The following is a 21339-nucleotide window of genomic DNA, read 5'->3' on the forward strand; positions in this document are numbered from 1 at the left end:
GCGCCGGCTAGTACATGCCGGTGAGGACGGGGACGTACGTGACGAGGAACAGCAGGGCGACCGAGACGCCGAGCCACGGGAGCATGTCGCGCAGCGCCCGTTCCGCCGAGATCCCGGCGATCCGGCTCGTGATGAGCAGGTTGATCCCGACGGGCGGCGTGATGAGCCCGATCGCGAGGTTGATGACCACGATCAGCCCGAAGTGGACCGGGTCGACGCCCGCGGCGGTGACGATCGGCAGGAGGATCGGCGTGAAGATGATGATCGCCGCGTTGCCCTCGACGACCGTGCCGATGAGCAGCAGGATCACGTTCGCGACGAAGAGGATGAGGAGCACGTTGTCCGTGAGCCCGAGCACGGCGTCGGCGACGATCTGCGGCGTGCCGCCGGTCACGAGCGCCCACGAGTAGGCCTGTGCCATGGCGATGATGAGCATGATCGCGGCGACGAGCATCGTGGTCTCGCGCATCGCCTTGACGACCCGCTGCCAGGACAGCTCGCGGTAGACGACGACCCCGAGGATCACGGCGATGAGGACCGCGACCGCGCCGCCCTCCGTCGCGGTGAAGACGCCGAGCCGGATGCCGCCCAGCACGACGACCGGAATGAGCAGGGCCGGGAGCGCCTTGGCGGCGGTGCGCACGAGCTCGCGCGCGCCCACGCCGCGCTCGGCCGGGTAGCCCTTCTTGCGGGCGACGAGCCAGCCCGTGACCAGGTAGACGAGGCCGAACCCGAGGCCGATGTAGAGGCCGTGGAAGAACAGCGCGCTGATCGAGACCTCGGCGGCGACGCCGTAGATGATCATCGTGATGCTCGGCGGGAGCACGAGCGCGACGATCGACGCCGTCGCGGTGACCGACGCCGCGTCGCCGGGCGCGTAGCCGCGGCGCAGCATCTGCGGGATGAGGAGGCGGCCGACCGACGACGCGTCCGCGACCGCCGAGCCGGACATGCCGCCGAACGTGATGTTGGTGAGCACGTTGACGGCCGAGAGCCCGCCGCGGATGCGGCCGACGATCGCGTAGGCGAAGTCGATGAGGCGCTGGGTCACGCCGCCCGCGTTCATGAGCGACCCGGCGAGCACGAAGAGCGGGATCGCGAGGAGCGGGAAGGAGCGCATCCCGGCGACGAACCGCTGGGCGCCGACCTCGGGCGGCACGCCCTCGGCGGCGAGGCTCGCGAACGAGGCGAGGCCGACGGCGACGCCCACCGGGGCGCCGATGACGAGGATGAGGAGGAGGAGCCCTCCGAGGATGAGGGGCATGGGTCAGACGTCCTTGTCCTGGGAGGTGGGCGCGACGAGCTGCTCCGCCTCGGCGATGTTCGCCTCCACGGCGTCGTCGGGGGTGTCGAAGTCGCCGCGGAGCGCCTCGACGAGCTTCTCGACCGCGTAGACGCAGGAGAAGCCCATGCCGATCGGCACGACGACGTACATGGCGAGCAGCGTGATGTCCGTGCCCGTCGCGATGGTCAGGCCGGTCATGAGCTGGCGCGCGCCCGTCGGGAGCATCATCGCGGCGTAGACGGCGACGAGGCCGAACAGGCCCGCGGAGAGCGCGTAGCCGAGCGCGACGAACGCGCGACGCGCCTTCCCGCGCAGCCGGTCGAGGAGCAGCGTCACCGCGATGTGCTCGCTGCGGCGGACCGCGACGGGGATCGCCGTCATGACGCACCAGACGAACGCGAGCGTCGCGAACTCCTCGGACCACACGGTCGGGCTGTTGAGCACGTACCGCATGAAGACCTGGAGCACGAGGACGGCGCTCACGAGCGTGATCGCGACGCCCGAGACCACGAACAGCGCGCGCTCGGCGCCGGACAGGACGCCGCGGACGGCGCGGGCCCCGCTCACGGGACCATCACCAGCTTGACGATGTCGCCCGGCCCCTCGGCGGCCATGGTCGTCGTGATCGCGGCGCCCTCCTCCAGGGAGGTCGTGCGGGACACGAGCACGTCGGCGAGCCCGGGGTGGCGCGCGAGGACGTCGAGCGCGGTGCGGAAGTCGTCCTTCGTGTACATGGCCGTGCCGAGCAGGGCGATCTCGCGCACCTGGAGCTGCCCCACCGGGACCGGCACGGGCTGGTTGAACACCGCGACCTGGACGATCGCCCCACCGGGCGCGACGGCCTCGAACGCGCGCTCGACGAGCGCGGGCACGCCCGCGGCGACGAAGACGGCGTCGTACGAGCCGGGCCCGAGCGCGGCGTCGGGCAGGTGGACGCCCGTCGCTCCGACCGCGCGCAGCACCTCGTGGACGTGCTCCCGCGGCTCGACGACGTCGACCACGGTGCTGCCGCCGTCGGCGAGGACGCGCGCGACGAGGGCGCCGATCGTGCCGCCGCCGAGCACGAGCGCGCGCCCGCGGCGCCGCTCCCCCAGCTGCGCGACGGCGTGGGCCGCGACCGCGACCGGCTCGGCGAGCGCGAGGTGCTCGTCCGCGACGCCGTCGGGCGCGGGGACCAGCGTGTACGCGGGCACGACGACGTGCTCGGCGAACGAGCCGTCCCACTCGGCGACGCCGAGCATCTGCTTGCTCGCGCACAGGTGGTAGCCGCCCGTCGTGCACAGGTCGCACGTGCCGCACGGGCGCTGCGGGTCGACGACGACGCGGTCGCCGACGGCCACGTCGGCGACGTCCGGGCCGACCTCGGCGACGCGGCCACCGGCCTCGTGGCCGGAGATCAGCGGCGGGACGCGGAACGGGTGGGTGCCGCGGAGGGCGGCCAGGTCGGAGCCGCACACCCCCGTGGAGGTGACGGCGAGGAGGACCTCGCCGGGGCCGGGGACCGGGCGCGGGATGTCGACCACGTGGGCGGTCCCGGACGTCTCGAATCTGATGGCGCGCATCGTGGAACAGCTCTTTCCCCGCGACTGGGAAGCCGCGTTGCTCTGCGTGCGGGTGAGGGGAGACCTGCCGGCACGGGTGCCCGACGTCGGACGCTCGGCTCAGCAGGTTGAGTGACTGTATCCTGTCATACCAGTTGAGCCAACCCCGTCTCACGACCGTGAGCGGGACCGCGTCCGGGCAGGTGGCGGCCCCCGTGAGGCAGAATGGCGCGGTCGTCACCCCGAGGAGGAACGGTGCCCGAGCCCGATGCGACGCTGCCGACGAGCGGCATCGTGCGACAGCGCCGACTGTCCGACCAGGTCGCCGACGCGATCCGCGACGACATCCTCGCGCGCGAGCTCCAGCCCGGCGACCGGCTGCCCTCCGAGCGCGAGCTCTGCGAGTCCTACGGCGTCTCCCGCACCGTCGTGCGCGAGGCCGTGCGCGCCCTCACCGCCAAGGGCATCGTCACCGCCACGCCCGGCTCCGGCCTGAGCGTCGGGCGCACCAGCATCGACGACGTCGGCCAGATGCTCCAGATGTTCCTCCACCACGGCCCGAACGTGCCCTACCTCCAGCTCCACGAGGTCCGCGCGACGCTCGAGGTCGCCGTCGCCGGCATCGCCGCCGAACGCATCGACGACGCCGCGCTCACCGGCCTCGCCGACCTCGTCGACCAGCTCCCCGGGCACGCCGACGACATCGTCGCCGCGTCCAAGAACGACTACGCCTTCCACCGCGGGCTCGCCGTCGCGACCGGCAACGACTTCTTCGTCATGCTCTACGACGTGCTCGGCGAAGGGCTCATGGAGACGCGCATCGCCACGTTCTCCTACGACCCGCGCCGGATCGACGTCGTCACGCGCGCGCACCGCGCGATCGTCGACAACCTCGACGCGCACCGCGCCGACGGCGCCCGCGCCGCGATGCTCGACCACCTCACCGAGGTCCGCGAGACGTGGGTGCGCCACCAGGACGGCGCGCCGGCCTGACGGCGGTCGCGGCGACGGGCGGTGCGGCGGTCGCGGCGACGGGCGGTGCGGCGGTCGCGGCGGTCGCGGCGGTCGCGGCGGACGCGCCGTGGGCGCGCGCCGCTAGGGTCGGGGCGTGATCAAGGTGCTCGTGGTCGACGACGACCCGATGGTGCGACGGCTGCTGCGGACCATCCTGCGGCCCGACGACATCGAGGTCGCGGCGGAGGCCGCCGACGGCGACCAGGTCGTGCCGGCCGTCCAGGCGCACCACCCCGACGTCGTGCTCCTGGACCTGCGCATGCCCCGCGTCGACGGCGTGACGGCGACACGCGCCGTGCGCGCGCTCCCCGACCCGCCCGGCGTCATCGCCATGACGTCGTTCGACACCGAGTCCAGCATCCTCGACGCCGTCCACGCCGGGGCGTCCGGGTTCCTCGCCAAGGACGCGTCACCCGACGAGATCGTCTCCGCCGTCCGCGCCGTCGCAGCCGGCGACGGCGCGCTGTCGCCCCGCGCCGCGCGCGTCGTCATGGCACAGGTCACCGCCGCGCCCGGCGCGGCGGGGCGCAGGGAGGCAGCCCAGCAGGTCGCGACCCTCACCGAGCGCGAGCTCGACGTCGCGCGACTCGTCGCGCAGGGTCTGTCCAACCCCGAGATCGCGCAGCGGCTCTACGTCAGCGAAGCGACGGTCAAGACCCACCTCTCCGCGGCGAGCGCGAAGCTCGGCGTCACGAACCGGGTGCAGCTCGCGGTGCTGGTGTCGCAGTCCGTCGACGGCGGCCCGACCGCACCGCCGTCGAATCTCTCGACCTCCTCCTAGCCGGCGCGATCGGCGTAGGCCGCGCCATGTACGACGCGGCTATCCCCAGATGCACTCACCGTCTCGTCGACGCTTGCACTGGCGATTTCACCCGCTCAGGACCTCTGCGCAGGGTTCGGCCGTGACATCATCCGGCCATGCCAGGATCGATTCACGCGCACGTCGTCGGAGGAACTCGCCTCAAGGTCGAGGTGGTCTCGGACCAGGGCGCGCGGCTTGTGCTCGAGGGCGACGTCGTCGACGTCGAGCCGACGGTCGACAGCGGCGGCGTCCTCGCGGACAATCCCGCACTGGTGAGCAACCTGTGGGCCTTCGCGAAATCCTGGTACGAGGCGCGCACCACGTCATACGCCGATGCGCTCGCCGCAACCGATCGCGAGAGCCAGAAGGCCGCGCACAAGCAGGCCGAGGAGAACAAGAGGACCGCGCAGAAGCGAGCCGACGCCTACGCGAAGGTCGCGCAGTGGATCGCCGACGTCGCCGACGACGTCTCGCCCTACCAGCCGAAGCTCGGCTGGTGCTCTTCCTGCTTCACGAAGACCGAGCACCGGAAGTCGAATCGTCCCAACGGCCAGATGCCCGTCTACGTCTGCCAGTCCTGCGGGGCGCCGACCCTGCCGTGCGTCGCGCCGGCCTGCGAGAACATGGCCGTCCGCGAGCGTGGCGCGATCCGCGTCCCCCAATACTGCGCCGAGCACCGGCACGACATCCCCGGGTTCGAGAAGGCGCAGGGCAGCTTCGGTGAGCTGCACGACTACGAGGACTTCCTGAAGTACGAGAAGCCCGACCTGAGCAAGGCCTCCAAGATCGCTGCCGTCAGCGTTGTCGGTGTCGCCGCGGCGGCCCCGATGGCGCTCCTCGCGGCACCGGCCATCGGCGGGGCCATCGGCTCGCTCGGCATGTTCGGCGGACTTTCGGGCGCCGCTGCGACGTCGCACGGCTTGGCCCTTCTCGGCGGAGGCACCCTGGCCGCCGGCGGACTCGGCATGGCCGGCGGCACCGCCGTCGTCACTGCGGTCGGTGCCGCGGTCGGGGGCACCCTGGGTGCGTCCGTGTCGAACGCCTACGTTCGAGAGGACAAGTCGTTCCGCATCGAGCTCCTGCGCCCCGGCAAGGGAGGCGTACCGGTCCTTGTGGCCAACGGGTTCCTCACCGAGGGCGATCAGGAGAAGTGGGGCGGCTGGAAGAAGATCGTCGACGACCGGTATCCCGACTCCCCCGTGTACCGGGTGCGCTGGGGAGCCAAGGAGCTCAAGGACTTCGGTGCGATGGGTATCGGACTCGCGGGGAGGGCCGGTGCTTCCACCGCAGTGCGCGGTGCCGCTGCCGCTGCCAACAAGGCAGGAGCCAAGCTCTTCGGCAGCACGTTCACCCCGGCGTTCATCGCCTCCGACCTCGCCAAGAATCCGTGGCACGTCGCGAAGAACCGCGCCGACAAGACCGGCGTCATCGTTGCCGACCTCCTCGCCCGCACCGACGCGGACGCCTACGTGCTCATCGGCCACAGCCTCGGCGCCCGGGTGATGGCCGTGGCCACCGAGACGCTCGGCACGCGATCCGGCCCGCCGCGCATCCAGGCAGTGCACCTGCTCGGCGCGGCCATCGGTGCGAAGAGCAACTGGGGCCCCCTGACCGCCGCGGTCGAAGAAGCCGTGTACGGCTACCACTCGATGAACGACGCCGTCTTGAAATACGTCTACAGGGTCGCCCAGGCGGGCCAGACCGCAGCCGGCCTGACCGGGTTCTCCCCCGCGTCGCACAAGCTCGTGAACGTGGACGTCTCCGATCAGGTGAGCACCCACTTCGAGTACCAGGGCAGCGTCCAGCTCGTGTGAAGTGCGTCCGATTGAAAGGGTCGGCATGGAGGGCACCGGCCGGCCCGCGGCACGTCTTCAGCGAGAAGACGCCTCAGCACGCCGCGCCCGCCGCGTGAGCTCTCCGACGAGCTGCTTCAATTCCTGGGTCTTCGAGCCCGGAGCCCTGCTCGTGCGCTCTGGAAAAAGCCCAGTCGCGTCAGCGTTGGGAATCGGCTCCGGCGAGCCCGGGATCGACCCGTCGACGGCTACAGACTGATACGCACCGGCGACGGATCGCGGATGAGCCGAGCAGGCTCGTCTCCCACAGTTGGCCCGGGTCGGGGTCGCCGGCCGTCAAGCGGCGGAGATCCTCGAACTCGTCGTGCCGCGCGTCGAGGAAGCGCTCTACGACCGCACGCATCGCTTCGTCCTTGAGGGAGAATCTTCCGCTGGGGGTCTGGGTGACCCCGGTACCGAGAGTGAGCGTCGTGACGATCATCGAGGCATCTCCGATATCGCACGTCATCGCCCTGACCGAGCGCACGCCTACACCTCCCCTCACGTCGCTGGATACCGTCGCGATCGTCGCATCCGCCAAGCACTCGCAGAGTGATGGAACAGCAGCGAGGGGCGCGCACTGCTCGTCGTCCGGGGCGACGTATGGTCACCGTCGATCGTGGCCCGAGACCAACCGCTCCAGGAGCTCCTGGGTCTCGGGGTCGGTCGAGTAGATGATCGTTCCCACCATCCCGCGCGTCAGCAGGACCTTGTAGACGTTGCGGACGAGCTCGTCGAACTGGGCGTCGGACACCTGCGCGCGTGAACGGAAGGCAGGGTCCCGGTTCTCGTCTCTCCGCGCGACCCACCGGTCCGTTCTCCAGACGAGGTCTGGTCCCAGGATCACTCCGTTCCAGTCGTACTCGAAACCCTGTGCGGTATAGACGCAGCCGACCTGGTCGAAACCACCCGGGGACGTCGCCCACAGCGGCGCCGGAGGAGCTTCCCCGACCGCTCTGTCGCCCTTCACGTTCCATGGCTTCGACCACTCACCGATGACTACGTCGGGGACCAGGCGTCCGTCCTCCGTCGGGTCGCTCCACCGCCAGGCGTAGCCTGCCGTCATCCGCGCACCGAGGCCCTGTGCCCGACGTACGTCGAGAGCAACTTCGAGCTCGCGTGGCGAGCCCGCGGTCCTCAGCTCGAAGTGGTCGTCACCCGTCCATGGGATCGGCCCGCCTTCGATGAGGCCGAGCAGACGGAGCACCCACTCGACGTAGAGCTGGCTCCCTCCAGCGCGGAACTGGTCGGAGAGGTCGACGTACTCGACACCGATACCGCGCGCCTCGGCCGCACGCCGGATGATCTCGACCGTACCGCTCTCGCCAGGCCGCACCACTTGATGCTCGTCCAGCAAGAAGACCGGCACGCGCGCCACGTCGAGCAGCTCGTCGATCTGAGGGCGCGCCTGCTCGCGAATCGCCTTCGGCGTATAGCGGTTCACGGACTTCTCCCGGATCCGATGCGCCTCGTCCAGGATCAGTGCGTCCAGACTGTTCTGCTCCGCGGCCATGAAGCTGTTGAAGTACAGGAACATGCGCTGCGTGGCCGCCGACCCCCTACCGGCGACCTTTCGCAAAGTCTGTGTGAAGCTCTGCGAGCCCGTGGCGTGCAGGACGGTCTTGCCGCGACGCGCCAACTCCCCCATGACGGACAACGCGATGACGCTCTTCCCCGATCCCGGTCCACCCGAGACCACGACAGCGGTCTTCGTGTTATCTCGCGCGGCGCGTTGTACCGCCTTCATCACGAGGTCGTAGGCAACTCGCTGCTCGGCAATTAGTGTGAACTGCTCTCGCTCACGGATCTCGGCTGCCGCAACCTTGAGCAGCTGCCTCGACGGCCGGACGGTTGACGCAAGGAGCCGGTCCGCCGCCTCGGCCCCGCTCGAGGGGGCCAGCTTGCGCACCAGGTAGTCAAGCCAGGCTCCCCGCGAGGACGCGGTGAACAGCGGGTACGTCGCCGTCACCGCAGCGTCGGCCAGGTCCGCGACGCGCGCGTCCTGAGCGTTGTGCAGGTACGCAACCCCGGATAGCCGGCGCGGGTCATCATGAAGAACAGCTGTGAAGTCCCGAAGAAACTCTACGTATCCACCGACCTGCACGCTGGGGTGCAGGTGATGCTTGCGGGGTGAACCCTCGACTCGGACGAGCGACTCGATGTCGTCATCGAGTCGCGCGGTTGACCACTGCTTGAGCTCCACCACCACGTACGACTCGTCGCCTGTTTGTGGATCCGTTCCTGCCAGCACCACGTCCGCGCGCTTCGATGAGAGCGGGAGACGGTACTCGAGGATCACTTCGACGTCCTGGAGACCGGCGTCCGCTAGGTCACGTGCCAGCACCGGCAGCGAACGACGCCAGGAGCGCCGCTCCGACTCGCTCGGAACTCCGAGCCCCTGAAGCACGAAGTGCTCTTCGAGATGCTTCTCCACGAGAGAGACATCGGAAGCGGCGAGCTCTGCCAGCATGCGGGCTGAGTATCGGACAGGTCCGGACACGACAAACTCCTGGGCAGCACGAGGATTCGTGCGGCGGGGAGCATGTCCACTTGAGGAAGCTCGTCGACTACCGCTGGTCGCTCGCATCGTACGGGGTCAGCGCGACCGCCCAGGTGCGATTCGGGTATCAGAGACGTGTCTCAACTCGCCTCACACTGTGACGCCTTCTCCGCGGTGAGAGATCGGCCAGACGTTGCGGTGAGCAACTCCATCTGCACCGACGAAGGTCACGGTCGCCCAGCACCTGTCGGGGGGCGCACCTCCCGGGGCGGGTTCAAGTCGACGATTCCACGCTCTCGTTCCTCCTCCCGGGAGGACGTCAGCGCGAAGCACGATGGTCTTCGTAGGGAGTTCGATCGAGCGGTCGTAACAGTGACGGCGCACTGGGTCACCGAAGTGGACTTCGCATCGGACGTCACTGATGGGCATCGCTCCCGGATTCGTCAGGAGAAACTCGATCTTCCATACACGAGGTTCTACCTGCGCCTGGCTCGGCGCCTCCAGGTTGCGCCACGCGAGCGAAACTCCGTCGGTCTCTAGCTGGCGGGCCTGACGCCGATCTCGGCGCAGTTCCCAGATCTGGTAGCCGGCAAACCCTGCTGCGGCTGCGGTCGCCGCAGCGGCAACGATTTCTGCGGCGACGCCGAAGTCGATCATGGGCCCGATGCTCCCACAGTGAGCTCGCAGCCTCGAACTTCACCCGCAGCCGCCCTAGGGAAAGAACCGCGCCGTTCATAACCTTCCAGGAGCAGATCAGATGGAGGAGACCGTGGCGTCATCGTTCGGTTGGCTCGACACCGACTACGCGCAGCGCCGCCGCATGCTCGAGGTCGTCGACCTGTTCAAGGAGCAGGGCACGGTCGACGAGCTGGGGATCGGTTCGATCCGGGACACGTTCTCCGACGCGCTGTTCCCCGGGACGTCGACGTTGCTCACGCGACTGCGGTACGTGCTGTTCGTCCCGTGGCTCGTGGATCGTGCCGTCCGCAGCACCTCGACCGCGGACGACGCGGTGCGTCGCCTGCGCGCCGAGGAGGTGCGGCTCATCGAGTCGCTGCTCGCGGGCTACCGCGACGAGGGGCGTGGCCGAAACCAGGGCATCCTCGGTCGGACCGCCCGCGCGAAGCTGAAGCGCATGCCGAGCGAGGTCTACTGGGGACCGCTCGGCCGCTGGCAGCTGCGTACGTGGGACACGAGCATCGCCGGGCACCTGCGCCGCGGCTCCGCCCTGCGTAGCGCCAGCCACGGCCGGACCGAGGCGGATGACCCCGGCGCCCGTGACGGGTCGCGGGACACCGGCTTCGACCTTGCGGGCCTCGAGCCTCCCGAGGATCTGCTGGGGGCGACTACCTTCGACCTGCGCCCCGAGGAGGCCGAAGCCCTGCTCGAACGGCTGCGCACGACGACCCGCGGCTCGCTGCTCGGATGGCTCCTCGAGCACCGTGACGCCGTCGATCTCGACGCCGCCTCGGCCGCGGAGCTCTCGCTGGTCGGCGCGCCGCGCGGCCTTCGAACGGTCGTCGACCACGCGACGCGGTTCAGCCTCGCGATGCACGGTGCCGCGCTCCTCTACAACCTGCTCGTCGCCGAGGCGGCAGCCATCCCGGACGTCGTCGACCACTACCGCGAGCGCCTCGACGACTGGCACGAGGAGCTCGTCGAGACGCGCACCCTCGACGGCTGGGACCGCGGCGAGCTGTGGAGCGTCCTCACCTCGCGCAACGACAAGATCCCTCTGCCGACCCGCCTGTTCACCGACGGGTGGCTCGACCTCCTGCTCGACGGCGACCGCGTCGAGGACTCGTCGCGAGCACGCGACCTTGTCACCCAGCGGGAGCGTCGTCTCAAGGGCGAACGCGCACGCCTTACGAACAGATCGGCCCGCGAGGCGTGGAAGGGCGAGTCTGGAACCGGTCGGCTCGACTATCGGTGGATAGTGACACGGCGGCTCCTCGACGACCTCCTGTCTGGTCTGCCCGACCCTCCGAGCACCATTCGACGTGGGCAGCCGACCGACGCGCTCCTCACCGCAAGGACCACCGCCTGATGCTCACTCCGGACACCCGCGTCCTGCTCACCGACGCGCTCCGCCCGCCCGCCGGCCTGAGCGTCGACGCGGCGATCGCCACGACGTTCTCGCTCGACCTCACCGCCCTGCTCCTGGCTCCCGTGACCTTCGCGATGCTCGACACGAGCGCCCAGGTCGACGGCGACGACCTCGCCGCGACGGACCCGATCGGTCTGCTCGAGGCCGTCCAGCGCTACAGCGAGCTCACGACGGTCTTCTGCCAGGCCGGCGGGATCAGCGTGCCGGCGTCGTACCGCTCGGTGCTCACCTTCGTCGAGGGGGCCGTGCACCCGGTCATGGCCCCGGCACCGGGTCGGTTGTTCCATCCCAAGTCGTGGACCTTGCGGTTCGTCGACGACGACGGCGCGTACCGCCACCGGTTCGTCGTGCTGAGCCGCAACCTGACGTTCGACCTGTCCTGGGACACCGTGCTCGTCCTGGACGAGGACGAGTTGGTCGCGGAGCCGGTCGACCCCGGCCCGATCAGCGCCTTCCTGCGCGCTCTCCCCCCGCTGGCGACCTCCCCGCTGCCCGATTACCGCGCCGCGCAGGTGGAGTCCGTCGCCGCCACGATCGCGGACGCGCGGTTCGCTCCGCCCGCACCGTTCCGGAACGCCGAGGTCCTGCCCCTCGGCCTCGACGGTGTCACGGTGCCCTGGCCGTTCCCCGACGCCGCGGACCGCGTCCTCGCGATGAGTCCATTCCTCGACGCGGGGCTGCTCCGCAGGCTCCCCGACGCGAACGATCGCACGCTCGTCTCCCGCGCGGAGACGTTCGACCGCCTGGGCACCATCCCGCTCGACCGCTGGGCGACCCGGACCCTCTCGTCAGCGGCCGAGCGGGACCCGTCCTCCGACGAGAACGACGCCTCTCCGGGCGACCCTCGTTCGACCGCCGGTCCTGTCCGTGAGACGGATCGCGTTCGCGACGGTCTGCATGCCAAGACGGTCGTCGTGGACTCCGGTCGCGACAGCACGACGGTCACCGGGAGCGCGAACCTCACCACGGCGGCGTGGGGCGGGAACGTCGAGCTCGCGGTCGCGTTGCACGGCCGCACCGCCGACGTCGGCGTGCGCACGACGCTCGACGGTACGAAGGACGTCCCCGGCCTGGAAAAGGTGCTGGCTGCGTTCGCGCCGCGCTCGCCTGAGCCGGTCGTCGACCCCGCCGAGTCCACCGTCCTCGACATCGACGACTTCCACCGGCGTCTCGCGGCATCCGGGCTGCGCGCCACCCTGGCCGTGGACGTCGATGACTCGGACCGTGGCGGCGGAGACCCCACGGCACGCCTCGTCGTCGGGACGCAGGGCCTGCCCGACCCGGTCCTCGGCGCCACCACGGTCGCGTGGCCGGTGACTGTGCCCTCCGACCTGCACGCACGCGGGCTTCACGAAGGTTCCGACGTCGCGTGGGACAGCCTGAGCCTCCGTGCCGTCACGCCGTTCCTCGCCGTGGAGACGACAGCCGGGACGGGAGATGCGCGTGCGACCCGGCGCTGCGTCCTTGTGCTCAGACTGGACGGCGACGTCGCCGAGCGCCGGCACGCCGCGGTCCGGGACGCACTGCGGAGCCGGGACGACGTCGCGCGCTACCTCGCGCTGCTCCTCGCCGACCCTGCGGCGGCCTCAGTGTTCGCGGCCAGTCCTGCGGGCGACTCGACCGGGGCGTCGTGGGCCATGTCGGGAAGCACGACGCCGGACCTGTTCGAGCCGCTCGTGCGCGCGGTCGCGCACGGCGACGAGGCTTTGGACCGCGTCGCACAGCTCGTCGACCGGCTGGCAGAGATGCCCGACGGCGACGACCTGGTCCCCGAGGGATTCGCCGAGCTGTGGACCGTCGTCGAGGAGGCGCGTCGTGCCCGCTGACCCCCACCCGCAGGAGCGGCCCGACGTCGACGACGTCCTGCGCCATCTCAAGGACTTCCAGCGGCGCACCGTCGACCACGTGCACGCGCGACTGTGGGACGACGCCGACCCGAGCCACCGCTTTCTCGTCGCCGACGAGGTGGGGCTCGGCAAGACACTGGTTGCGAAGGGCGTGATCGCCAAGGCCGTCGACCAGCTGTGGGACACCGTCGACCGGATCGACGTCGTGTACATCTGCTCCAACCAGCAGATCGCCCGCCAGAACCTCGCCCGCCTCACCCTCCGCGGGCACGAGCCGCTCCACGCGGAGCGCCTCACCCTCATGCCGCTCGTCACGGGCGAGCTCGCCGGTAAGAAGCTCAATTTCGTCTCGTTCACCCCCGGGACGTCGCTCCAGGTGACGAGCGGCGGCGGGCGAGCCCTCGAGCGCGTCGTCATGTACTGGATGCTCGCGCGCGGGTCGCAGGACCTCGACGTGCGGCCCCGACGCTGGCTCCAGTTCTTCCGCGACTCCTCCAGCCTCAAGAACTTCACCGCGGACGTCGAGCGCTTCCGACGCCACCGGATGCACGAGCTCGACCTGGACTTCGCTGCCGAGTTCGCCAAGCAGCTCTCGCGCGACCGGGGGCCGCGCGGCGGGAAGCTCCTCGACGAGCTGGTCGAGTGCGTCCAGGAGTTCAACTACCTGCGCGGGAACCCTGCGAAGGACCTCTCGCGCCGACGGTCGAGGATCATCGGCGCGATGCGCGCCACCGTCGCACGGCTCGCCATCGAGCGGCTCGAGCCCGACCTCGTGGTCATGGACGAGTTCCAGCGCTTCAGCGAGCTCATGCGGTCCGACGCCGAGAGCGAGGCCGCAGAGCTGCTGCACTCCCTCGTCAGGTACGCGGGCACGGACGGTACCGCCGTGCGCACCCTCCTGCTGTCCGCGACGCCGTACAAGATGTACACGCTGCCCGACGAGCCCAACGGGGAGGACCACTACCGCGACTTCGTCAGCACGGTCGAGTTCCTCGCCGGTGCCGACCGCGCGGCGACGGTGCGGGCAGGGCTCGCGACGATGCGCGAGGGGATGCTCGCGCCGACGGACGAGTCCGCCGTCGCGCGGGCGATCACTGCGCGCGACGCCGTGGAGCACGAGCTGCGGCGCGTGATCTGCAGGACGGAACGACTCGCCGCGACGCGCGAGAAGGACGGCATGCTGCGCGAGGGCCCGCTCCCCGGGGTCGAGGTCACCGCGGGCGACCTCCTGGACCACGCGTCGCTCGACGACGTCGCCCGAGCCCTGCACGCGGCGTCGGGCGCGCAGCGCCAGGACATGCTCGAGTTCTGGCGCTCGACCCCGTACACGCTCAACCTCATGGACCGGCGCACGTACAAGGTGAAGACGCTGTTCGACGATGCCGTCGCCGCGCACGCGCCGGCCGTCACCTCGGCGCTCGCGAACGCACGGGGGCTGCTGCCGTACGACGTCGTGGACGCGTACGAGCGCCTCGACCCGGGCAACGCCAAGATGCGCGGCCTGGTCACCGACGTGCTCGACCGCGGGGCATGGCGGCTCGCGTGGCTCCCGCCGTCGCTCCCGTACTACGAGCCCGCCGGCCCGTTCGCCGACCCGGCGCTCGCGCAGTTCACCAAGCGGCTCGCGTTCTCGGCCTGGAGCGTCGCACCCAAGGCGATCTCCGTCGTCGTGAGCTACGAGGCGGAGCGTCGGGCGGCCACCGCGGCGAGCGGCGGCCGACGGCGGTACGGCGACCCGGCACCCACGCCCCGCCTGCAGTACCGGATCTCCGAGGGCCGGCTCGACGGCATGCCGACGTTCCTCCTCTCCTACCCGTCCGTGGCGTTCGCCGACGCCGGCGACCCGCTGCGGCACGCACGAGCCGCAGGACGTCGGCTGACCCGTGGTGAGGTCGACGCGGCCGTGCGCGCCGACGTCGAGTCGATGCTCGCCTCCCTGCCACCCGGCGACCCCTCGCTGCGTCCGGGTGCCGATCAGCGCTGGTACTGGGCGGCGCCGCTCCTGCTCGACGCCGCACGCGGGGCCGACCAGGACGGCTTCTTCGACGTCCTCGGCCACGACGGGGACGCTGATGAGCCGGACGGCGCCGGGCACGCACGGGCGTTCGAGCGGCACGTCGCGGCGGCCCAAGGGATCCGTGCGGACGAGCTCGGGGCGCGACCCCACGACCTCGTCGACGTGCTTACCGTCGCGGCGCTCGCCGCTCCTGGGACCTGCGCGCTGCGCGCACTCGGGCGGGCTGTCGGTTCCGCCTCGGACGCCACCCCCGCCGGCTGGTGGGCGTCGGACGCGGACGTTCGGGAGATCGCCTTCGGGGTGGGGGGCGGGTTCCGTTCCCTCTTCAACCGCCCCGAGACGCAGGCGCTCGTGGACGCAGAACGGGCCGACGCCACCCGCGACGACACCGCGTACTGGCGCTCCGTGCTGGACTACTGCGCGGACGGTGGACTCCAGGCCGTGCTCGACGAGTACGCCCACACCCTCGTGGAGTCCGAGGGCCTCGTGGACAAGACGGTGTACGAGCGCGCCGCACGGATCGGGGAGGTGTTGCGCGGCGCATTGCAGCTGCGGACGCCGACATCGTCCCTCGACGACATCCGCGTCATCGACGGACAGGTCCACGTCGAGGAACGGCGGGTGCGCACGCACTTCGCCGCGCGGTTCGGACGCGGCACCACGGACGAGGGCGCGGAGATCCGTGAGGAGCACGTCCGCACGGCCTTCAACTCACCGTTCTGGCCGTTCGTGCTGGCGTCCACGTCCGTCGGCCAGGAAGGGCTGGACTTCCACACGTACTCGCACGCCGTCGTGCACTGGAATCTCCCCGGCAACCCCGTCGACCTCGAGCAACGCGAGGGACGGGTCCACCGGTACAAGGGGCACGCGGTGCGCAAGAACGTCGCACAACGGTACGGCGACACCGCGTTCACGTCGGGCGAGGTCGACCCGTGGACCGCCGCCTTCGCGGCTGCCGCGCAGGACCGCCCCGATGGAGCGACGGAGATCTTCCCCTCGTGGGTGTGCGCCGCGCCGGGGGGCGCCACGATCGAGCGCTACGTCCCCGCGCTGCCCCTGTCGAGGGAGGTGTCGCGCTACCGACGCCTGCGCCGGACGGTCGGGGCATACCGCAGCGTCATCGGCCAGGCGCGCCAGGAGGACCTGCTCCGGCTCGCCGGCGACGCCGACCTGTCGTGGGCGCACATCGACCTTTCGCCGTAGTGCATCCGGCGTCCGCGACGCGCGGCGCCCCCTGCTCGGTGAGCGATGTCACCGACCACCTCTACGGTGACCCCATGGTGATCGACAGGTCCGCCGAGGCGGCGACGCCCTACGCCGCACTTCTCCGCCCTCTCGACGACCTCCCAGCCCCGCCAGAGAATCTGGCCGAGGCCCTCGGAGACGGGTCCGCACCCCCACCGCCACAGAAGGGAATGACGTGGAAGCGTGAACCGTGGGCACGGCGGCTGTCGGTCGTGCCAGACGTCGACGACCTTCTCGCCTCGCTCCCTGGGCAAGTTGACCGTGCCACCGTCCTCGAGAGCGTACGGAAGTCTGAGGCTGCGGACCGTACCGATCTGGCGTTCGTCGCCACGATGATCTGGGGCTACGGGTCATCTGGCTATGGTCCTTACCGCACGGCCCGCGTCCTCACGGGTGGTTCCGACGCGGTCGACCCGACGGTCCTGGAGCGCCTGCGCTCAGCGGCTCGGACCGCTCGCACACAGGGCGCCCTCTCCGGCTTCTACGCGATGAGGAACCTGCCCGGTCGCGTGGCGTACCTCGGGCCGGCGTTCTTCACGAAGTGGTTGTACTTCACGACGGCCACAGCAGGACCGGACAGCGACGACGCCGCACCCGTGCTCGACATGCGCGTACGGGACTGGATCGCGACCAACGCCGGCGTCCAGCTCCGGCTCGACAAGACATGGGCGTATCACCAGTACCTCCAGCTGCTCGACGCCTGGGCCGTGCGTCCTGCGGGCACGCTCTCCCGCGCCACGGTGGAGCGCGTGATCTTCTCGCTGTCCTGATCCGCCGCCTATCCCGTCGGGCGCCCCGCCAGGAGATTCCGCGTGAAGCCAAGGATCTCGTCGCGCAAGCCTGGCTGCGCCCGCGAGTCCGGCGTCTCGCTCGCGACGACCGAGGCGACGTCGTCGAGCGTCGAGCGGACGACGTCGGCCGATGCTCTCGCTCCCCACGCCTCCCCCTCGCTGACGAGGTCCCCGGCCGTGACGGCGCTGTGGACGTAGACGCCGTTCACAGCAAGAGCCAGCCGACCGTCGGTCGGCTGGTGCCGCAGCGGCACGACGTCGTACATCGGCGCCACCCGCGCCGAGCCGTCCGGGAGGTGGAGCATCGAGACGTTCTTCGCGTGCATGTCGAGGTTGCCCACCGCGACGGTCAGGGTGACGTACCGCAGGAGCTGGTCGACCGCCGTCGGACCTGCGGCGCGCCGCAGGACCTGCGCGATACGGACGAGGCTGACCTTCCCGCCGATCTCCTGGTACTTCTCGTCGCCGCGTGCTCCGAGCGCCTGATTCATGTCCTCCTGGTGGAGGCGTCCGCGCGGGGCGTCGGGAGACCGGTCGAAGCGCTCGATGACGAGCGCCGTCCGGCCGTCGAACTCGTGCAGCCGTGGCGTCCCGTGCGTGAGGCCCAGGCGTGCGGCGATCCGTGTCGCGTACTCCTCGTCGTAGATGATCGTCGGGTTCGCCGTGGAGTGAGGCTTGAGGATGTGGGTCGACGGGTATCCGTCGTGCACCTGGTGCCACACGTCGTCGACGAGGGCGAGCACGATCTTGTCCTGCACCCCGGCGAGGGAGGACTTCCCGGAGTACGGGGAGTTGCCGAGCGGCATGCCACGGGTGTCACGGAGGAGCGCGCCGACCTGCTCGTCGGTGAGCGGCGTCGCGCGCGGCGTCCGTGGCTCGCCCGGCACGTCCGGGTCGTAGAGCTCGACGGCGCCCGCGACGTCGCGCCCGTAGCGCGCCAGCAGTCCGACGACATCGGCCTCCCTGAGCCGCGCCCGCGCGGCGAGGTCGCTCAGGACGCGGCCTTCCGGGAGGAGCTCGGCGAAGTAGTTGCGTCGCCGAGCCGCGCGGGCGCGGTTCTCCACGAGACTCAGCGGTACCGACTCCGACAGCACGGTGCTGCCCGGTGCCCAGTGCTCGAGCACGGACCGGTCCGTCCTGAAGTCGAACGTGCGCGAGCTCGTCCCCACCAGATGACCGACGAGCCGGCCGTACAGCTCGACGCGGAGGTCAGCCATCGAGCTTCTCCACGTCGTCCCCGCCTGCCCCGGAGAGGTCGTCGCCGACCGGTTCGTCGATCTCCGCCCACAGCCGGACGCCCGTCGCGTCGAGCATGGCGAAGAGGCGCTCCATGAGAAGACCGGGCTTGCCGTTCTCCATCTCCCAGACCCACTTCTGCCCGATGCCGAGCTGGTCGGCCAGCTGCCGCTGGCTCGTCCCGCGCAGCAGCCGGCCCTGCTGCAAGGCGAAGCCGAGCAGCTCGGGACTCGTGATCTCGATGCGGACCGCCATACCGCCTCCGATGACGTCGATAGTGAAGTCATCCTAGACGACGTCAGTATCGAAGTCATGGAGGGTGACGTCGATATCGACGTCGGCGGGGCGGGGCGCTGCTGACCTCCGGGCGCGAGCCACCCCGCGCCGCCGTCCACCCAGCGCGCGGCGAACCCCACCGAGGGCACGCCGTGAGGCACTGCGGGCCGGTACGGTCAGCGACCGTCGAGCAGTCCCATCGCGACGCCGATCACCAGCACCGCCACGATGACGACGACGCACCACAGCACCCCGACGAGCCCAGGCCGGGGCCCGTCGGGCCGTCCACCGTCGTCGGGCGGCCTGTCCTCGCGCCGCGGGTCGTCGGGCTGTCGGTCCATACCGCCAGGACACCACGCCGATCTCGGGTGAGCACGGCAGGCAGCGGTCGCGACCCCGCCGACGCGCGAGCCCCGGCACCGCTCCGTAGTCTCGCGGGATCCCTGGTTCCGGCGAGAGGTGACCTCATGACCGACGCCCCGACCCCTCCCCCGGCGACGGGCCGCATCGTGCTCCTCGGCGCGACGGGCTACACGGGCACGCTCGTCGCGCACGAGCTCGTGGCCCGCGGCGCGCGGCCCGTGCTCGCGGGTCGGTCCCCGGACCGGCTGGACGCGCTCGCCGCGGACCTCGCCACGACGGCACGGACCGCGGCGGCACCCTCCGCGTCGCCCCGTCACCGCGCAGAGCCCACGGGCTCGCTCGAGGCCGGGAGCCCGTCGTCGGGCACCTCGGCGCGAACGCCGCTCGAGACCGCGGTCGCGGACGTCGACGACGCGCGGACCGTGCGTGCGCTGGTCGGGCCGGGCGACGTGCTGATCTCGACGGTCGGCCCGTTCGGGCGGCACGGCGGTCCGGCGGTCGAGGCCGCGATCGACGCGGGTGCGGTGTACCTCGACTCGACGGGCGAGCCGGCGTTCATCCGGCGCGTGTTCGACGAGCTGGGTCCGCGCGCCCGGCGCACGGGTGCGGCGCTGCTCACGGCGTTCGGCCACGACTGGGTGCCCGGCAACCTCGCGGGGGCGCTCGCGCTCCAGGAGGAGGGCGCCGACGCGGTGGGCCTGGAGATCGGCTACTTCCCCACCGGCGGCGGCGTGAGCGGAGGCACGCGCGTGAGCGCGCTGGAGACGGCGCTCGAGCCGTCGTACGCGTGGCGCGACGGCGGTCTCCGGACCGAGCGCGTCGCGGCGCGCGTCGTCACGTTCGACGTCGGCCCCGGCCGGCGCGTTCGGGGCGTCACCGCGGGCGGCACCGAGCCGTTCACGCTCCCCGGCCTCGCGCCGGGGCTGCGCGACGTCGAGGTGGCGCTGGGCGTGTCCGGTCCCGCGGTGCGGCTCGCGCCCGTGGCGACGGCGGTCGCGACGGCCGCGCTGCGCGTCCCCGGGCTGGGCGACGGCCTGCGACGGCTCGCCCGCTCGCGCAGCGGGTCGAGCGGCGGTCCGGACGAGGCGACCCGCGCGGCGTCGCGCACGCACGTGCTCGCGGTCGCGCGCGACGCCGAGGGCAAGGTGCTGCGTCGTGCCCGGCTCGACGGCCCCGACGCCTACGACCTCACGGCCCACTACCTCGCGTGGGGCGCGACGCGAGCAGCGGCCGGCGAGACGAACGGGACGGGAGCGCTAGGCCCGGTCCAGGCGTTCGGCCTCCAGCCGCTGCTGGCCGCGACCCGCGCCGCCGGCACGACGGTGACCACCAACCGCTGACGACCACGCCCTCACCGCCCGTCGACCACGGGGTTGCCGACCAGAAACAGCCGCAAGAGGTCGCCATCCCCGTGTTCGCCTGGAGAGGGGTGGGCAACCGGGGGGGCGGGCGGGTGGTTCCGGCGGGGCAGGGCGATCGTAGGATCGGGGTGATGTCTGACCACACGACGGGGGCGCCGGCCGCCCCGCACGACGAATCGCCCCTGCCGCCGTCCGCCGCGCTCGCGCGCAAGACCGCGGACCCGAAGGCCATCCTGCGGCTGGTGGGCAACGACGAGTCTGTCGAGGACCTGCCCCGCACGCCCGAGGGGCTCATGGAGCCGCCGTCGGGCGTCGGGACGAAGATCCGCAACGGGGTGCTGCTCGCGCTGCTGTCGGGCGGGTTCGTCTGGCTCGTGACGGTCAACGCGTGGGACCACGACGGCTTCTTCCCGTGGTTCTGGAACGTCGTGTGGACGATCTTCCCGTGGGTCTTCCTCGGCCCGATGTGGGCGGGCTACGCGCGGTCGCTGCGCCGGTCGCGCGACGACGCCCCGCTCTACGCGCAGTACCACCGCGACCGCCTGGCGGCGACGCGCGAGGCCGGGGTCGTGACGGCGTCGGTCACGGACCGCACGGAGTCGGGCGGCGTCGCGCACTGCGCCGTGCGCGTGCGGCACGGGGCGCTGACGACGACGGTCACGCGCCTCGCCCCGGTCACGAACCTGCTCCCGTCGGAGGTCCCGCAGCCCGGCGACCCCGTAGTCGTCTGGCGCCTGCCCGGGGAGCGGGTCGTGGTGCAGGCCCGCCGCGACCGCACGCGCGCGCTGCACGACGCCGCCCGGGCCGCGGGCGCGACCGTCGTCGACGCACCGGTCGCCGACGACCCGACGACCGACGCGGACGCCCCCGCGTGGGGCTCGCCCACGCGCTCGTCGTCCTCGACGACGACCACGTACACGACGACCCGCATGACCCGCGGCGCGGGCACCCCCGAGGTGACCGTGCAGCACGGCGTCACCGCGGCGCTCGCCGAGCTCGCGAGCCTGCACGCCGCCGGCTCCCTCACCGACGACGAGTTCACCGCCGCCAAGCGGATGCTCCTCGGCGGCTCCTGAACCGACGAGCCGCCGAGCCGCCGAGCACGAGGTTGCTGGCGGTATC

18 protein-coding genes are annotated in these 21339 nt (G+C 71.4%); 9 read left to right on the forward strand and 9 right to left on the reverse strand.

The genetic code is table 11. The annotated features are described in order from the left end of the window. Positions 1 to 7: 7 nt before the first annotated feature. Genes RSE42_RS17285 through RSE42_RS17295 form a run of 3 tightly spaced genes read right to left on the reverse strand, consistent with a single transcriptional unit; the run spans position 8 to position 2847 of the window. Positions 8 to 1264 (reverse strand): TRAP transporter large permease, encoded by a 1257-nt coding sequence (locus RSE42_RS17285; RefSeq protein ID WP_021482371.1) that lies wholly within the window; start codon positions 1262 to 1264, stop codon positions 8 to 10. A gap of 3 nt (positions 1265 to 1267) precedes the next feature. Beyond that, positions 1268 to 1852 carry a TRAP transporter small permease gene (locus tag RSE42_RS17290; protein ID WP_415297333.1) on the reverse strand — a complete coding sequence of 195 codons (585 nt, stop codon included), beginning with the start codon at positions 1850 to 1852 and terminating at the stop codon, positions 1268 to 1270. Beyond that, on the reverse strand, positions 1849 to 2847 hold the full coding sequence (locus RSE42_RS17295; RefSeq protein ID WP_415297335.1) for a zinc-dependent alcohol dehydrogenase: 999 nt from the start codon (positions 2845 to 2847) through the stop codon (positions 1849 to 1851). Before RSE42_RS17295 ends, RSE42_RS17290 begins: the two co-directional genes overlap by 4 nt. Before the next feature lie 234 nt (positions 2848 to 3081). Here RSE42_RS17295 and RSE42_RS17300 point away from each other — a divergent pair, with 234 nt between their 5' ends. The 3 genes from RSE42_RS17300 (at position 3082) to RSE42_RS17310 (ending at position 6456) form a co-directional block, all read left to right on the forward strand. Continuing rightward, positions 3082 to 3819, forward strand: a complete 738-nt coding sequence (locus tag RSE42_RS17300) for a FadR/GntR family transcriptional regulator (protein ID WP_415297337.1) — start codon at positions 3082 to 3084, stop codon at positions 3817 to 3819. A gap of 115 nt (positions 3820 to 3934) precedes the next feature. Beyond that, positions 3935 to 4621 carry a response regulator gene (locus RSE42_RS17305; protein WP_415297339.1) on the forward strand — a complete coding sequence of 229 codons (687 nt, stop codon included), beginning with the start codon at positions 3935 to 3937 and terminating at the stop codon, positions 4619 to 4621. 137 nt (positions 4622 to 4758) lie between these two features. Further along, positions 4759 to 6456, forward strand: a complete 1698-nt coding sequence (locus RSE42_RS17310; protein WP_415297341.1) for a DUF726 domain-containing protein — start codon at positions 4759 to 4761, stop codon at positions 6454 to 6456. Positions 6457 to 6634: 178 nt separating this feature from the next. Here the strand turns inward: RSE42_RS17310 and RSE42_RS17315 are convergent, their stop codons facing one another. The 3 genes from RSE42_RS17315 to RSE42_RS17325 all read right to left on the reverse strand — a co-directional run bounded on the left by RSE42_RS17315 (position 6635) and on the right by RSE42_RS17325 (position 9631). Next, positions 6635 to 6916 (reverse strand): hypothetical protein, encoded by a 282-nt coding sequence (locus RSE42_RS17315; RefSeq protein ID WP_415297343.1) that lies wholly within the window; start codon positions 6914 to 6916, stop codon positions 6635 to 6637. 165 nt (positions 6917 to 7081) lie between these two features. Then, entirely contained in the window at positions 7082 to 8944 is a 1863-nt protein-coding gene (locus RSE42_RS17320) for a DNA/RNA helicase domain-containing protein (RefSeq protein ID WP_396050138.1), read from the reverse strand. 180 nt (positions 8945 to 9124) lie between these two features. Continuing rightward, positions 9125 to 9631, reverse strand: coding sequence for a hypothetical protein (locus tag RSE42_RS17325; RefSeq protein ID WP_396050136.1), 507 nt, complete (start codon positions 9629 to 9631; stop codon positions 9125 to 9127). Between the two features lie 100 nt (positions 9632 to 9731). Here RSE42_RS17325 and RSE42_RS17330 point away from each other — a divergent pair, with 100 nt between their 5' ends. The 4 genes from RSE42_RS17330 (at position 9732) to RSE42_RS17345 (ending at position 16960) form a co-directional block, all read left to right on the forward strand. Further along, positions 9732 to 11021, forward strand: coding sequence for a DUF6361 family protein (locus tag RSE42_RS17330; protein WP_415297345.1), 1290 nt, complete (start codon positions 9732 to 9734; stop codon positions 11019 to 11021). Continuing rightward, a complete protein-coding gene (locus tag RSE42_RS17335; RefSeq protein WP_415297347.1) occupies positions 11021 to 12907 on the forward strand; it encodes a phospholipase D family protein in 1887 nt (628 codons plus the stop codon). Before RSE42_RS17330 ends, RSE42_RS17335 begins: the two co-directional genes overlap by 1 nt. After that, positions 12897 to 16148 (forward strand): helicase-related protein, encoded by a 3252-nt coding sequence (locus tag RSE42_RS17340; RefSeq protein WP_415297349.1) that lies wholly within the window; start codon positions 12897 to 12899, stop codon positions 16146 to 16148. Before RSE42_RS17335 ends, RSE42_RS17340 begins: the two co-directional genes overlap by 11 nt. 74 nt (positions 16149 to 16222) lie before the next feature. Continuing rightward, complete coding sequence (locus RSE42_RS17345) at positions 16223 to 16960, forward strand: hypothetical protein (RefSeq protein ID WP_415297351.1); 738 nt, start codon at positions 16223 to 16225, stop codon at positions 16958 to 16960. An 8-nt stretch (positions 16961 to 16968) separates the two neighbouring features. On the opposite strand, the gene RSE42_RS17350 is transcribed toward RSE42_RS17345, so the two are convergent. The 3 genes from RSE42_RS17350 to RSE42_RS17360 form a co-directional block, all read right to left on the reverse strand. Continuing rightward, positions 16969 to 18198, reverse strand: a complete 1230-nt coding sequence (locus RSE42_RS17350; protein WP_415297353.1) for a type II toxin-antitoxin system HipA family toxin — start codon at positions 18196 to 18198, stop codon at positions 16969 to 16971. After that, a complete protein-coding gene (locus tag RSE42_RS17355) occupies positions 18191 to 18472 on the reverse strand; it encodes a helix-turn-helix domain-containing protein (protein WP_021481977.1) in 282 nt (93 codons plus the stop codon). The genes RSE42_RS17350 and RSE42_RS17355 overlap by 8 nt, the downstream gene beginning before the upstream one ends. A 197-nt stretch (positions 18473 to 18669) precedes the next feature. Further along, complete coding sequence (locus tag RSE42_RS17360; protein WP_171468496.1) at positions 18670 to 18834, reverse strand: hypothetical protein; 165 nt, start codon at positions 18832 to 18834, stop codon at positions 18670 to 18672. A 126-nt stretch (positions 18835 to 18960) separates the two neighbouring features. Between RSE42_RS17360 and RSE42_RS17365 the strand changes: the two genes are divergently transcribed. Both RSE42_RS17365 and RSE42_RS17370 read left to right on the forward strand, forming a co-directional pair. Next, positions 18961 to 20196 carry a saccharopine dehydrogenase family protein gene (locus RSE42_RS17365; protein WP_415297355.1) on the forward strand — a complete coding sequence of 412 codons (1236 nt, stop codon included), beginning with the start codon at positions 18961 to 18963 and terminating at the stop codon, positions 20194 to 20196. A 152-nt stretch (positions 20197 to 20348) separates the two neighbouring features. Further along, complete coding sequence (locus RSE42_RS17370) at positions 20349 to 21293, forward strand: hypothetical protein (RefSeq protein WP_415297357.1); 945 nt, start codon at positions 20349 to 20351, stop codon at positions 21291 to 21293. The last annotated feature ends 46 nt before the right edge of the window (positions 21294 to 21339 follow it).

The organism is Cellulosimicrobium sp. SJTW-1 (assembly GCF_047716875.1).
In the GTDB taxonomy this organism is placed as follows: domain Bacteria; phylum Actinomycetota; class Actinomycetes; order Actinomycetales; family Cellulomonadaceae; genus Cellulosimicrobium; species Cellulosimicrobium funkei.